The organism is Labilibaculum manganireducens, from assembly GCF_002843385.1.
Taxonomy (GTDB): Bacteria; Bacteroidota; Bacteroidia; order Bacteroidales; family Marinifilaceae; genus Labilibaculum; species Labilibaculum manganireducens.
Genome location: NZ_MVDE01000010.1, coordinates 112,819 through 127,249, shown reverse-complemented (window position 1 = coordinate 127,249; position 14,431 = coordinate 112,819). Strand labels below are relative to the sequence as shown.

The 14,431-nt window shown below is 36.1% G+C and carries 13 protein-coding genes and 1 tRNA gene; 12 read left to right on the top strand and 2 right to left on the bottom strand.

Features of this window, described 5'->3' with window-relative positions; all coding sequences use genetic code 11:
* Positions 1–31: 31 nt before the first annotated feature.
* From dprA to BZG01_RS08715, 8 genes are all read left to right on the top strand, one after another.
* The gene (gene dprA / locus BZG01_RS08750; RefSeq protein WP_101309452.1) at positions 32–1,135 is read left to right on the top strand and encodes a DNA-processing protein DprA; all 1,104 of its coding nucleotides are present in this window, start codon (positions 32–34) and stop codon (positions 1,133–1,135) included.
* 203 nt (positions 1,136–1,338) lie between these two features.
* Complete coding sequence (gene gdhA / locus BZG01_RS08745) at positions 1,339–2,673, top strand: NADP-specific glutamate dehydrogenase (protein ID WP_101309451.1); 1,335 nt, start codon at positions 1,339–1,341, stop codon at positions 2,671–2,673.
* A 120-nt stretch (positions 2,674–2,793) separates the two neighbouring features.
* Positions 2,794–3,570: a TatD family hydrolase gene (locus tag BZG01_RS08740; RefSeq protein ID WP_101309450.1), complete on the top strand. Its 777-nt coding sequence runs from the start codon at positions 2,794–2,796 to the stop codon at positions 3,568–3,570.
* Between the two features lies 1 nt (position 3,571).
* Entirely contained in the window at positions 3,572–4,606 is a 1,035-nt protein-coding gene (locus tag BZG01_RS08735; protein ID WP_101309449.1) for an asparaginase, read from the top strand.
* Positions 4,607–4,821: 215 nt separating this feature from the next.
* Positions 4,822–5,643 (top strand): MotA/TolQ/ExbB proton channel family protein, encoded by an 822-nt coding sequence (locus BZG01_RS08730; RefSeq protein WP_101309448.1) that lies wholly within the window; start codon positions 4,822–4,824, stop codon positions 5,641–5,643.
* Between the two features lie 9 nt (positions 5,644–5,652).
* The gene (locus BZG01_RS08725; protein ID WP_101309447.1) at positions 5,653–6,102 is read left to right on the top strand and encodes a hypothetical protein; all 450 of its coding nucleotides are present in this window, start codon (positions 5,653–5,655) and stop codon (positions 6,100–6,102) included.
* 53 nt (positions 6,103–6,155) lie between these two features.
* Positions 6,156–6,731, top strand: a complete 576-nt coding sequence (locus BZG01_RS08720) for an ExbD/TolR family protein (protein WP_101309446.1) — start codon at positions 6,156–6,158, stop codon at positions 6,729–6,731.
* Complete coding sequence (locus BZG01_RS08715; protein WP_101309445.1) at positions 6,731–7,198, top strand: ExbD/TolR family protein; 468 nt, start codon at positions 6,731–6,733, stop codon at positions 7,196–7,198. Before BZG01_RS08720 ends, BZG01_RS08715 begins: the two co-directional genes overlap by 1 nt.
* Before the next feature lie 231 nt (positions 7,199–7,429).
* Here the strand turns inward: BZG01_RS08715 and BZG01_RS08710 are convergent.
* Positions 7,430–7,503, bottom strand: a tRNA-Arg gene (locus BZG01_RS08710).
* A 222-nt stretch (positions 7,504–7,725) separates the two neighbouring features.
* Between BZG01_RS08710 and leuS the strand changes: the two genes are divergently transcribed.
* The 4 genes from leuS (at position 7,726) to BZG01_RS08690 (ending at position 13,679) form a co-directional block, all read left to right on the top strand.
* Entirely contained in the window at positions 7,726–10,488 is a 2,763-nt protein-coding gene (gene leuS, locus BZG01_RS08705) for a leucine--tRNA ligase (protein ID WP_101309444.1), read from the top strand.
* Between the two features lie 81 nt (positions 10,489–10,569).
* Complete coding sequence (locus BZG01_RS08700; protein ID WP_101309443.1) at positions 10,570–11,430, top strand: YitT family protein; 861 nt, start codon at positions 10,570–10,572, stop codon at positions 11,428–11,430.
* A gap of 29 nt (positions 11,431–11,459) precedes the next feature.
* Positions 11,460–12,305, top strand: coding sequence for a YitT family protein (locus BZG01_RS08695; protein WP_218973058.1), 846 nt, complete (start codon positions 11,460–11,462; stop codon positions 12,303–12,305).
* A 99-nt stretch (positions 12,306–12,404) separates the two neighbouring features.
* Complete coding sequence (locus BZG01_RS08690) at positions 12,405–13,679, top strand: M23 family metallopeptidase (RefSeq protein ID WP_101309441.1); 1,275 nt, start codon at positions 12,405–12,407, stop codon at positions 13,677–13,679.
* Here BZG01_RS08690 and purN read toward each other — a convergent pair.
* Positions 13,671–14,231 (bottom strand): phosphoribosylglycinamide formyltransferase, encoded by a 561-nt coding sequence (gene purN / locus BZG01_RS08685; RefSeq protein WP_101309440.1) that lies wholly within the window; start codon positions 14,229–14,231, stop codon positions 13,671–13,673. The genes BZG01_RS08690 and purN overlap by 9 nt on opposite strands.
* Positions 14,232–14,431: the final 200 nt, after the last annotated feature.

Below are 14,431 nucleotides of genomic sequence, written 5' to 3'. Positions count from 1 at the left end.
TTAGTCCTCGTTTATTTAATTGGATGAATATATGGAGGATATTTATAAAATAGCTATTAGTTTTTTGAATGGGATAGGCCCGGTTAATACAAAGAAAGTAATTGCCTATACCGGAAGTGTTGAGGGGCTGTTTAAGGAGAAAAAGCAAAATCTGCTAAAAATTCCGGGAATCGGACAATCTTTTATTGATAAGCTGGATCGGGATAACGCGATTCAGTTGGCTGAAGAAGAGTTAAAGTTTATTGCAGATAATCATATTCGTGTTAGGTTCTATTTAGAGAAAGATTATCCGCAAAGGCTTTTAAATTGTGCCGATTCGCCTTGCACACTATATTATAAAGGAAATACTGATTTTAATGTGGCACGTACTATTAGTATTGTAGGAACCAGAAATGCCAGTGATTACGGACGGGAGATCTGCAATAAGCTGATACAGGATTTATCCGAAAAGGAGGTTAAGCCGTTAATTATAAGTGGTCTTGCTTATGGTGTTGATATTTGTGCCCATAAGGCAGCTTTGCGAAACCAATTGAAAACTGTTGCTGCAATAGGTCACGGATTGCATATGCTATATCCTTCGCAGCACAAAAGATATGCTGAGGAGATAGTTAACCAAGGGGCATTAATTAGTGAATTCACATCCAAAAGTAAATTCGATCCTAAAAATTTCGTTCGCAGGAACAGAATCATTGCAGGAATGGCAGATGCTACTATTGTTATTGAGTCAGCATCAAAAGGAGGTTCGTTGGTGACTGCCGATATTGCCAATTCGTACAACAGAGATGTTTTTGCATTTCCAGGCCGAACATCTGATAAAGGTTCTACGGGTTGTAATAAACTAATAAAAACGAATCAGGCTCACCTTATAGAGAGTGTTGCCGATTTGGAATACATATTAGGATGGGAAAATAAGAATAAGAGTCCTAAAATGGTTCAGACAAAATTATTTATTGAGCTATCTCCCGAAGAGGAGTCACTTGTTCAGGTACTTAAGGAAAAAGGTAACATGCCTATAGATAGCATTAGTCTGAAAACGTCATTTCCGATGAGTAAAGTGTCAAGTTTACTTCTGAAATTGGAATTTGAAGGCATAGTAAAGTCACTTCCGGGGAAAATCTACACTTTGAATACATGAATTTTATCATTTTTTTTTGATAAATGTTGTAGAGCAGAAAGGGTGGTTTTGTAAGTGGCTGATAATCAATTGTAAAAAGTTTACGAAAACGTTGTAAAAAAAATATTAATTTAATTTGCGATTTTAAAAAAATATATACTTTTGAACCAAGAACTAATATTTAAAACAACACAATCTAATTTAATTTCATAACATAGTTTGGCATGGAAGCAAAGATTAATGAATTCATGGAAGGCCTAAAGGCCAAAACTCCTGGAGAAGCAGAATTTCATCAGGCAGTTCAAGAAGTAGTAGAAACAGTTTGGGAAACTTATGATGCAAATCCTAAGTACAAAGCTGCGAAAATTCTTGATAAAATGTGTGAGCCGGAACGTACAATCATGTTTCGTGTACCATGGATCAATGATAATGGTGAAGTAGAAATCAACCGCGGATACCGTGTTGAATTCAATAGTGCAATTGGACCCTATAAAGGTGGATTACGTTTTCACCCATCGGTTACATTAAGTGCATTAAAATTTTTAGGCTTTGAGCAGACATTCAAAAACTCTTTAACAACATTACCTATGGGTGGTGGAAAAGGAGGTTCTGATTTCAATGCAAAAGGAAGATCAGATAACGAAATTATGCGTTTTTGTCAAAGTTTCATGACTGAGCTTTGCAGACACATCGGTCCTAATACTGATGTTCCTGCCGGTGATATCGGAGTAGGTGGTCGTGAAATTGGATATTTATTCGGACAATACAAGAGAATTCGTAACGAATTTGTTGGTGTATTAACTGGTAAAGGTCTTGAATTTGGTGGATCATTAATTCGTCCTGAAGCAACTGGATTTGGAGCTGTTTATTTCGCTCAGCATATGTTGGCTGAAAACAATGAAACCTTAAATGGTAAAATTGTTGCTCTTTCAGGTTTTGGTAATGTTACTTGGGGTGCTGCTCTTAAATTGGTAGAGTTAGGTGCTAAAGTTGTTACCATTTCGGGTCCTGATGGATATGTATATGATCAGGAAGGTTTAAATGCTGAAAAGATCGATTACTTATTGGATTTGAGAGCTTCTAATAATGATGTTGTTGCTCCTTATGCTGAAAAATTTGGTGCTAAATTCTTCCCTGGTAAAAAACCTTGGGAGGTTAAAGTTGATTTGGCTTTCCCTTGTGCAATTCAAAATGAGTTGAATTTAGAGGATGCTAAATTATTGGAAGCAAACGGATGTAAATATGTTGTTGAGACTTCAAACATGGGTTGTACTGCAGATGCAGCTTTCTATTTAGTGGATGCTATGGCTTTTGCTCCAGGTAAAGCGGCTAATGCTGGTGGTGTTGCTGTGTCTGGTTTAGAGATGTCACAAAACTCTATGCGTTTCAACTGGTCTACTGAAGAGGTGGATGAGAAGTTGGGTCGTATCATGAAAGATATTCACGATACTTGTGTTAAATTCGGTACAGAGAATGGACACATCAACTATATTAAAGGTGCTAATATTGGTGGTTTCGTAAAAGTTGCTGAAGCAATGTTGGCTCAAGGCTGCGTATAATATACTATATTGCCTACTATATAAAAGCCGGCTTTGCCGGCTTTTTTTAATTGATATTCGTTTATTATTAGTTTGGCAAGTCACTGCTGTTTGTATATGTTTGCAGAAAAGTTGTGAAAGATGAAATTGATTGATACCCATTCTCATATATATTCAGATGATTTTAAAGATGATATTGAAGAAATCATCTCAAATTGCAGGAAAGTAAATATCGGGAAAATCCTGCTTCCTAATATTGATTCGGAATCGATACCAAAAATGAATCGATTGGTGAAACGTTTTCCTGATATGTGCGTGCCCATGATGGGACTTCACCCTACATCAGTAAAAGAAAACTACAGGGAAGAGTTGGAGAATTGTAAAGCCTGGCTTGCAAAAGGAGATTATTGTGCGATTGGTGAAATAGGTATGGATTTGTATTGGGACAAAGCTTTTGTGAAAGAACAGCAAATTGTTTTCGATACTCAGATTAATTGGGCACTTGAAAGAGAGCTTCCAATTGTTATTCATGCCAGAGATTCATTCGATGAGATTTTTGAAATATTGGAATCTTACCGCAATAGTAGTTTAAAAGGTGTGTTTCACAGCTTTACCGGAAATACGGAGCAAGCTGTAAAAGCAATTGGTTTTGGATTTCTGTTAGGGATTAATGGAATTGTAACCTTTAAGAATTCCGGACTTGATAAAACAGTCGGATCTATTGGATTGGATCATCTGATTTTGGAGACTGATGCCCCTTATCTGGCGCCTGTGCCAAAGAGGGGAAAAAGAAACGAAAGCTCGTACTTGGTTCATATTGCAAGTAAGCTTTCTGAAATTTATCAGCTTAGCTTAGATGAGGTGGCCAAAACAACAAGTGCAAATGCGGAAAAATTATTCAATATTGAATTGAAGTAAAATGGAACAGAAACAAACTTCTATTTTAATAATATATACCGGAGGAACAATTGGTATGGTGAACGATCCTGAAACAGGTTCGTTGAAACCATTTGATTTTGATCATATCCTAAAACAGGTTCCGGAATTGAACGGATTTGGGTTTAAATTGGAATCAATAGCTTTTGAGCCATTGATCGATTCATCAAACTTAAATCCGAAGGTATGGATAAAGATTGTTGAAATAATAAAAGAGAATTATCAGAAATTTGATGGCTTTGTTGTATTGCATGGAACGGATACCATGTCTTACACTGCTTCAGCCTTGAGTTTTATGCTGGATAATCTGCAGAAACCAGTTATCCTTACCGGATCTCAATTGCCAATAGGTACATTAAGAACAGACGGGAAAGAGAATTTAATTACAGCTATTGAAATTGCTGCAGCTTATCAAAACGGACAAGCTATGGTGCCTGAAGTTTGTGTTGTGTTTGAGAATAAGCTTTTTCGAGGCAATCGAACTACAAAGCACAATGCAGAGCATTTTAATGCATTTCATTCTTATAATTATCCTGATCTGGCAAAGATTGGAATTCATATCAATTATAATTATTCGGCAATTCATTATCCCAGTCAAGTGGGAGAACTAGAAATATCAACCTCTTTGGATCTAAATATTGCGATCTTAAAGATATTTCCAGGTATAAATAAGACTGTGGTTGACTCCATTCTTAACAGTAAAGGATTGAGAGCTGTAATAATGGAAACATATGGAGCGGGAAATGCACCTACAGATAAGTGGTTTATAGACTCAGTTAAAGCTGCAATCGAGAAGGGGATAATCGTATATAATGTTACTCAATGTGCTGCTGGAAGTGTTGAGATGGGCTTGTATGAAACTAGTCTGGAGCTATTACATGCAGGTGTTGTTAGTGGTAGAGATATAACTACTGAGGCTGCGGTAACCAAACTTATGTATGTGTTGGGGAAAAACTTAAATTCAGAACAAATCAAATTCCTTTTAAATAAATCTTTGAAAGGTGAATTAAGCCAATAGTTTATTTGTTTTTCACATTTTTTTTGTAATTTGGTGCACTGTTTAGTCCCTTCTGTATTACATAAAATTAAATTCATGATTATCATGGAAAACTGATGTAGAAAGACTTTTCTTAATAAAAGGAATATTCAACTAAGTAATTAGTTGTTTTAGAGATCGTAATCGTTTAATTTTGTAAAAAATAATTTCGTTAATTAAAATTTGAAAAACAGACTATGAAAAAGTTATTTGCATTTATAGCAGTTATCGGGATGCTAAGCTTAGGAGCGTCAACAAACGTATTTGCTCAGGATGAGACAGCAGAACAAGCTACCGTAGATACAACGCAAGTTGCTGGGGAAGTTGCAGAAGAAGTTGTTGAAAAAGCAAGCCCGGTAATGGAAGAAGAAGCTATCGAAAGTACTTCTTTTCACCAAGTTGTGAAAAAACAATTCATCCAAGGTGGTGCGATGTTTATGAGTTTTGTATTGTTAACACTTATTTTAGGTTTAGCTCTTTCTATCGAAAGAATCATTTACTTGAATATGTCGACAACTAATACTAAAAAATTGTTCGCTAATCTTGAAGATGCATTGAACAACGGTGGCGTTGAAGCAGCTAAAGAAGTTTGTAGAAATACTCGTGGCCCTATTGCCAGTATTTTCTACCAAGGTCTTGATCGTATCGATGAAGGTATTGAAGTAGTTGAGAAATCAGTTGTTTCTTACGGTTCTGTTCAAATGGGTCTTTTAGAAAAAGGTCTTTCCTGGATTGGTTTGATGATTGGTCTGGCTCCTATGTTAGGATTTATGGGTACTGTAATTGGTATGATCGACGCTTTCGATTCTATCCAGTCTATGGGTACTATTTCTCCGGCAGCTGTAGCAGGTGGTATTAAAGTTGCTTTGATTACTACTGTATCTGGTTTGATCGTTGCTATGATCCTTCAGGTATTCTATAACTACTGTACTTCAAAAATTGACAGTATTGTGAACAACATGGAAGATGCTTCTATCTCTCTTCTTGATATCCTTGTAAAATACAACATGAAAAAATAATTTTAGACTATGTCAAATACATTGAGTAAATATTTAAATATTCTCACCTATGTAATGATTGGTCTAACAGCAATTTTTGTTGCCATGTTTTACTTAGGTGGTGATCTACCAAATCAAGCGGATCAAACACCTGTTTATACTGATGTTTTAATACAGTGGGCAAAAGCATTGTTTATTGTTTGTGCTGGTTTGGCTTTGGGTTTTCCTATCATTCAGTTAGTGACTAATCCTAAAGGAGCTGTTAAAGGTTTGGGTGGATTAGTTGGTTTGGGATTGGTAATCCTTATTGCTTATTCATTATCAGATGCAACATTGTTAGATCTTCCTGGTTATACCGGTGCTGATAACACTCCTGGAGCACTGCAATTTGCAGATACAGTACTTTACACCATGTACATTTTAGGTGTTGGAACAGTTGCAGCTATTGTTGTGACCGAAGTATTAAGAAAATTACGTTAAGTAAATGATCCGGGTTTTAATTTCGGATCGATATACCTTTAGATTATAATATTATGGCAAGAAAAACACCAGAGATTAATTCTAGTTCGATGGCCGATATTGCATTCTTGTTGTTAATTTTCTTCTTGGTTTCGACTACTATGGACATTGATACAGGTATCTATAAAAAGTTACCACCAATTCCAGAGGAAGAGGAAATAGACGCACCAAAGGTTAAACAACGTAATGTTTTAGCTATTTTGGTGAACCGCAACGATGACTTATTGGTTAATGGAGAAGTTCTTAGTATTTCGCAACTGCGCGAAAAAACAAAGGAATTTATCCTGAACCCGCTAAATAGTGCAGATTTACCTGAGAAAAAACTTACTACAATCCCGTTTTTTGGAGATGTAATGGTTTCAAAAGGTTTGGTTTCTTTGCAAAATGACCGCGGAACTAGTTACGAAATGTACATTAAAGTACAGGACGAACTTGCAGCAGCATCTCGTGAATTAAAAGATGAGAAGGCAATGCAAAAGTGGAACAAGAAATATGCAGACTTGAATGAGGAGCAGCAGGATGCTGTTAGGGATTATGTGCCAATGCAAATTTCTGAAGCTGAACCTAAAAATGTGGGAGGAAAAAAATAATGGGAAAATTTAAAAAAGGTGGTTCTAAGGAGCTTCCGGAAATTTCGACAGCTTCTCTTCCTGATATCGTATTCATGCTTTTATTTTTCTTCATGGTTAGTACAACTATGCGTGAAGTGGAATTGAATGTAGATATCATGGTTCCAAGTGCAAAAGAAATCGTGAAATTGGAAAAAAAGGATCTTGTTAGTAACATCTATGTAGGTGTTCCAATGAGAAAATTTGCAAAAACGATGGGTACTGAACCACAAATTCAATTGAATGATCAATTTTCAACAGTTGATGATATTCAGGCTTTTATTGCTGCTGAAAGAGAAGCAAGAAAAGAGGAATTACGAAACAAGTTGACTACTTCTCTTAAAGTTGATCAATATACCAAGATGGGTATTATTATCGACATTAAGCAAGAGCTTAGAAAGGCAAGTTCGTTAAAGTTGAATTATTCTACACGTGAAACAGCGGAATAATATTCCAGGTTTATACATATTTAAAAGAGAGTCCAAACGGACTCTCTTTTTTTTGCTGAAACTTTATTGTTCTTCCATTTTGAATAGTGTCTTTCTCAAGTCAATGCGTTTCATAAACACTTTAGATGTGATTTGTTGAAAGTGATAATTGTTTGAGGAGTATTCTTTTTTGATTGTATCCAATGGAATAAAATAGAAAAGCCAATCGATAATTATCGATTGGCTTTTTTGTGACCCGTACAGGATTCAAACCTGTGACCTTCAGAACCGGAATCTGACGTTCTATTCAGCTGAACTAACGGGCCGATTACGTGTGCAAATTTAGAAAAATATTTTGTTCTGCATCGCATCTAAATACATTCCTGTAAAGAAATATAATTCATTGTTTTAAACTTACATGCCTAAACCATTAGAATCCATATCTTAATAAAATAATACTTCCTTCTTAAACTCGGTAAATATTTATAAACTTTTGCTAATTTTGCGCTTTGAAACGCAAGAAATAACCATATTTTATCAAGATTAGCATGGAGTACAACTTTAAAGAAATAGAACAAAAGTGGCAGAAGTATTGGACTGAAGAGAAAACCTACAAAGTTGAAGTGAATTCTGAAAAGCCCAAATTTTATGTGCTCGATATGTTTCCATATCCTTCGGGGGCTGGTTTGCATGTTGGTCACCCACTCGGATATATCGCTTCGGATATATATTCCCGCTATAAAACTTTAAAGGGATTTAATGTGCTTCATCCGATGGGGTATGATGCTTATGGCTTGCCTGCTGAGCAATATGCGATCCAAACAGGACAGCATCCCGCTATTACTACAGAAACAAATATTACCAGATATCGCCAGCAATTAAACAAAATTGGCTTTTCATACGATTGGGATCGTGAAGTTCGTACTTGCGAGCCTGAGTATTATAAGTGGACTCAATGGGCATTTATTCAAATGTTCAATCACTATTTCAATATCGATTCACAAAAAGCAGAATCAATTGAGTCTTTGGTTACACAATTTGAGCTTTCAGGAAATGGAAAAGTGAATGCTGCCTGTTCAGAAACAGAAGTGTTTACTGCTGATGAGTGGAAAGGCTTTTCTGATATCGAAAAGCAAACTGTTCTTTTAAACTACAGATTGGCATATTTAGCCGATACAATGGTTAACTGGTGTCCTAAATTAGGTACCGTTTTAGCGAATGATGAGGTGAAAGACGGAGCTTCTGTTCGCGGAGGACACCCTGTTGAGCAAAAGAAAATGCGTCAATGGTCATTGCGTGTTTCTGCCTACGCAAAACGTTTGTTGGACGGTTTGGATAATTTGGAATGGACTGATTCTTTAAAAGAGATTCAGAAAAACTGGATTGGACGTTCTGTTGGTGCTGAAGTTAACTTTGGCGTGAAAGGTTCGGATCTGAAAATGGAGATTTTTACTACCCGTCCTGACACCATTTTTGGTGTTACTTTTATGGTTTTAGCGCCGGAGAGCGATTTGGTGAAGGAATTAACTACTCCAGATTGTCAGGCAAATATTGATGCTTACATTGAGGCAACCAGCAAAAGAACAGAAAGAGAGCGTTTGGCCGATGTTAAAACGGTAAGCGGTGCATTTACAGGTGCATATGCAATTCATCCTTTTACAGGCAAGGAAATACCTGTTTGGGTGAGTGATTATGTGCTTGCCGGATATGGAACAGGTGCAATTATGGCGGTGCCGGCTCATGATAGCCGCGATTACGCTTTTGCAAAACACTTCGACTTGCCGATTGTTCAGGTGGTGTCAGGTGGTGATATTTCTGAGGAATCCTACGATGCCAAAGAAGGACAATCCATGAACTCTGATTTTTTGAATGGATTGGATGTAAAAGATGCTATTGTAAAGGCAAACGAGGAAGTTGAAGCCAGAGATTTAGGAAAGAAAAAAATTAACTACAGATTGAGAGATGCTATCTTCTCTCGTCAAAGATATTGGGGAGAACCTTTTCCTGTTTATTTTAAAGATGGTATGCCTCAAATGATGGATTTGGATAAGCTGCCTTTAGAATTGCCTGAGATTGATAAATACCTTCCAACAGAGAGCGGAGAACCACCTTTAGGACGCGCAAAAGATTGGATTACCGAAGATGGATATCCAATTGAATTGAATACAATGCCTGGTTTTGCGGGATCATCGGCTTACTATTTACGATATATGGATCCTCGTAACAATGATGCATTGGTTTCTGCCGAAGCAAATGAATACTGGCAGGATGTTGATCTGTATATTGGTGGTACCGAGCATGCTACGGGGCACTTAATCTATTCTCGTTTTTGGAATAAATTCCTTTTCGATATCAATGAAGTATGTAAGGATGAACCTTTCAAGAAGTTGATCAATCAGGGAATGATTCAGGGACGATCGAATTTTGTTTATCGTGATAAGAAATCCAATAAATACATTTCTCACGGATTAATAGGGGAATACGATACCACAGCCCTTCATGTTGATGTGAATATTGTGAAAAATGATGTTCTTGATTTGGAAGCCTTTAAAAACTGGATGCCTGAATATAAGAATGCAGAATTTATTTTAGAAGATGGAAAATACCATTGTGGCTGGGCTGTTGAAAAGATGTCTAAGTCCATGTTTAATGTGGTAAATCCTGACGTAATTGTTGAAGAATATGGAGCTGATACTTTGCGTTTATACGAAATGTTTTTGGGGCCGTTGGAAGCGCATAAGCCATGGGATACAAACGGAATAGATGGAGTTCATAAATTTCTGAAGAAATTATGGAGGTTGTTTCATAATGAAGCAGGTGAATTTGAATTGACAAGCAGTGAGCCAACACAAGACGAATTAAAAGTTCTTCACAAAACAATTAAGAAAATACAGGATGATATTGAGCGTTTTTCATTCAATACCTCAGTTTCAGCTTTCATGATTTGTGTGAATGAGTTGTACACTTTGAAGTGTAACAATAAAGCCGTTCTTGAAAATCTTTTGGTTATTCTTGCTCCTTTTGCACCTCATGTTGCTGAAGAACTATGGGCTTTATGCGGGAATGCAACAAGTATAACGAAGGCAGATTTCCCGGAGTTCAACGAAAGTTTCGTTCAGGAAAATAATCATAAATATCCAGTTTCATTTAATGGTAAAATGAGATTTATATTGGAATTACCAGTAGGTCTGAGTAGGGATGAAATTGAAAAGGAAGTTCTTTCTTTAGAAAAATCTCAAAAATGGATCGATGGAAAAACGCCAAAGAAAATTATTATTGTTCCTAATAAGATTATAAATATAGTAGTATAAATAAATTATTCAAATAAGTTCCTGGCTTTAAGCTTTGTTGACTATTTGACAACAAAACTTAAAGCTTTTTTTTGATACGAGATGAAAATAAATTATTCTGAAATAAAATCCCTGGTAATAATTACAGTCGGGATGGCAATATATTGTTTTAGTTGGGCTGCCTTTTTAATTCCATCCGGTATAATCGGAGGAGGGGTTAGTGGTATTGGCACATTAATTTATTTTGCAAGCGCAAAAGCAATTCCTGTTGGCTATTCCTATTTTATTATTAATGCCTTTTTAATACTGATAGCTCTAAAAATATTGGGTAGTAAATTTGGTGTTAAAACAGTATTTGCGATTATTGTGGGGTCGGTATTACTTTCAGTTTTGCCGAAACTTATTCCTGAACCTTTAGTGAATGAGAAATTTATGGCTGCAATTATCGGAGGAGCATTGGCTGGAATAGGTGTTGGCATTACGATATCTCAGGGGGGGAGTTCTGGAGGTACTGATATTATAGCAATGATTATCAATAAATACAAAAACATCAGTCCCGGACGTATTATATTATATCTCGATATTTTTATCATTGCTTCATCTTATATAGTGTTTAAAGATGTACCTACCATTGTGTATGGTTACGTGGTAATGTCTATTACAGCTTACGCTATTGATATGGTGATTTCCGGATCGAAACAATCTGCTCAGCTTTTTATTATTTCGACAGAGTTTGAGAAGATTGCCAATGAAATTACCGGAACCATGAACAGGGGAGTGTCGGTGATGGATGCAACAGGCTGGTACTCAAAAGAAAATAAAAAGATATTGATGGTTGTGGTTCGAAAACATGAAGCTCCATCAATATTTAAATTAGTAAAACAAATCGATGGAAATGCTTTTATATCAATGGGATCGGTAATGGGGGTTTATGGCTTAGGTTTTGAAGAAATAAGAGGGTAGTTATTATGAAAAAAAGCAGTTCGATACAAATGTCAAAATTTGATTTTCAATCATACCTAATTATCACAATAGGCCTGTTGGTCGGTTCGCTTGCGTGGACCGGATTCATAATTCCTGCAGAAATTGTAGGTTCAGGTGTTGGTGGTATTGCAACTATGATTTACTATGTTACAGGTTTTAAGGTTGGGTATAGTGTTTTCCTTATCAACTCCGTTTTTCTTCTTGTGGCATTGCGTGTATTGGGTTTTGGTTTTGGGGTTAAAACCATTTATGGAATTACTGTTCTTTCCTTTTTTCTTTGGCTGTTTCAGTCCTTAATAACAGAACCTTTGGTTTCTGATCGATTCATGTGTGCTATCATTGGAGGAATACTGGCCGGTGCCAGTGCCGGAATGATATTGTCACGTGGTGGTAGTACAGGTGGAACTGATATTCTGGCGATGATGATTAATAAGTATAAGAATTACAGTCCCGGACAATTGTTACTTACTATTGATGTTGTTATTATTTCGTCTTCGTATCTGTTAGAGCATTCGATTGAACAGGTTGTGTATGGATTTGTTACAATGGGAGTAAGTGCCTATTGTGTTGATATGATTATTGAGGGAAGTAAACAGTCTGTACAGATCTTTATTTTTACACGAAAGCCTGATGAGATCAGAAAAGAGGTTGTTTATTCTCTTGATCAGGGAATAACTGTTCTTAGCGCAACAGGTGGTTTTAGTGGAGAAGATGTTAAAGTATTAATGCTGTTGGCCAGGAAGAGAGAGTCTCAAACCATTTTGAATATGATTAAGCTGGTGGATCCGGATGCATTTATTTCTCTGGGAAGCGTAATGGGAGTTTACGGAAAGGGATTCGATAAGATTAAATAGCAATTTCTTAAAAAAGCTTAAAACAGATATCTGTCAGTAATATTAGTTGTGTGACTATAAAAACAGTTATACCTTTAGGCCTCACAAAAATAAATATCCATGATAAAAAAATTCTTGAACTATAGGTTTCTATTAATTGCAGGTGCCGTTTTGGTAGGTTTAATTATATTTAAATGGTATTCAAACAAAGAGTTAGTAGAACAAATTGATCAGGAAGAAGTGGTAATTGACTCCTCAGAGGTAGCGCAGGTGCATTTAAAATATGGATTTCCCATTGAAGAGTTTTCTGTAGAAACTAATAAGGTAAAACGAAATCATAGCTTATCAACGATATTACGGCAATATGATGTTAGTTTTGGTACTATTGATAATATTGCAAGGAAAGCAAAGAAGGTTTTTAATGTCAGAAGGATTAAGTCCGGGCATGAGTATTCGGTTCTTTTCACCAAAGACAGTTTGAAAACGCCGGAGTACTTTATTTATGAAAACACTCCCGTTGAATATATCGTATTCGATTTACGCGATACTCTGGATGTATTTAAGGGTGAAAAGGAAATTATTCAACAAAGGAAGCAAATAAAAGGGAGTATTGAGTCGTCGTTATGGAATGCAATGGTTGAAGCCAATTCTGATCCTTTACTATCGATTGAACTTTCCGATATTTACGCCTGGACTATTGATTTTTTTGGCATAGGGAAGGGTGATCAGTTTAATGTTATATACGAAGAATCATATGTGGATGACAAACCAATTCATCAAATAAAAGTGATTGCTGCAAATTTTGTACACCATAACTCAGATAATTATGCCTTTGCATTTGTTGAAGGTGATAAAGAAGGTTACTTTGATGAAGAAGGTAAAAGTCTGCAGAAAGCATTTTTAAAAGCTCCTTTGCGGTATTCACGAATTAGCTCTAAGTTTTCTAATAACAGGTATCATCCTGTTTTGAAAAGGTATCGGGCCCATCATGGTGTTGATTACGCAGCGCCTACAGGTACACCTGTTCACACAATTGGTGATGGGGTTATTACCAAAAGAGGATATCAGGCAAATGGTGGAGGAAACTATCTTACTATTAAGCACAATAGCGTTTACACAACAACTTATATGCATCTTTCCCGGTTTGCTAAAAGAATGAATTCCGGCACCAGAGTTAAGCAGGGTGAAACAATCGGATATGTTGGAGCAACCGGTCTTGCAACCGGTCCTCATTTAGATTTTAGAGTTTATAAAAATGGAACTCCAATAAATCCATTGAATATGAAATCGCCTCCAGTGTCCCCAGTGAAAGAAGAAAACGTGCTTAGATACAAGCAGGAAATGGAGAAGTTGATGCAGGAACTGAATCCGAAGGAAGCAATTACTTTAGAGTAATTGCTCAATTATTTTAGGGAAGAATTCATGTTCCAGTTTGTGAATTTTTTCAGCAACATCTTCTGCAGAATCATTGGGCGAAATAGTGCATTTGGCTTGAAATACGATTTTCCCTTCATCATATTTCTCATTTACCATATGAATGGTAATGCCGCTTTCGTTCTCTTTATTATCAACAACTGCCTGATGGACTTTCATGCCATACATTCCTTTTCCACCATATTTTGGCAAAAGGGCAGGGTGAATATTAACAATAGAATTGGGATATTTACGCAGTAAATTAAGAGGAAGCAACCAAAGAAATCCTGCTAAAACAACAAAATCGACCTTTTTTTCAGCCAAAAAATCAATTATTTTATCCGTTTCATTAAATTCTGACCGGGAAAAAATTAAAGTTGGAATATTTAGGCTTCTTGCTCTGGAAAGTACAAAGGCATTGGCGTTGTTGGAAAGTATTGCCGAAATCTCGAATTCGGGTTTGTCGCTAAAATACCTTACAATATTTTCAGCATTACTACCTGATCCAGAGGCAAATATAGCTAGTCGTTTCATGTTGTATTTTCAAATGTAACTAAAACACACAAATATATGCAAAAGGCATTTCGCAGTGAAATAATTTCGCAGAAAAGGAAAAAGAATTACCTTTGACCGCAACTTTGTGAAATAAATTTGAATTATTTAGAGTAAATTTATTTCTTTGCACAGTTGAAAATTAATTAGTTTAAATATTTAATCACTTAAAATTTTAAAGT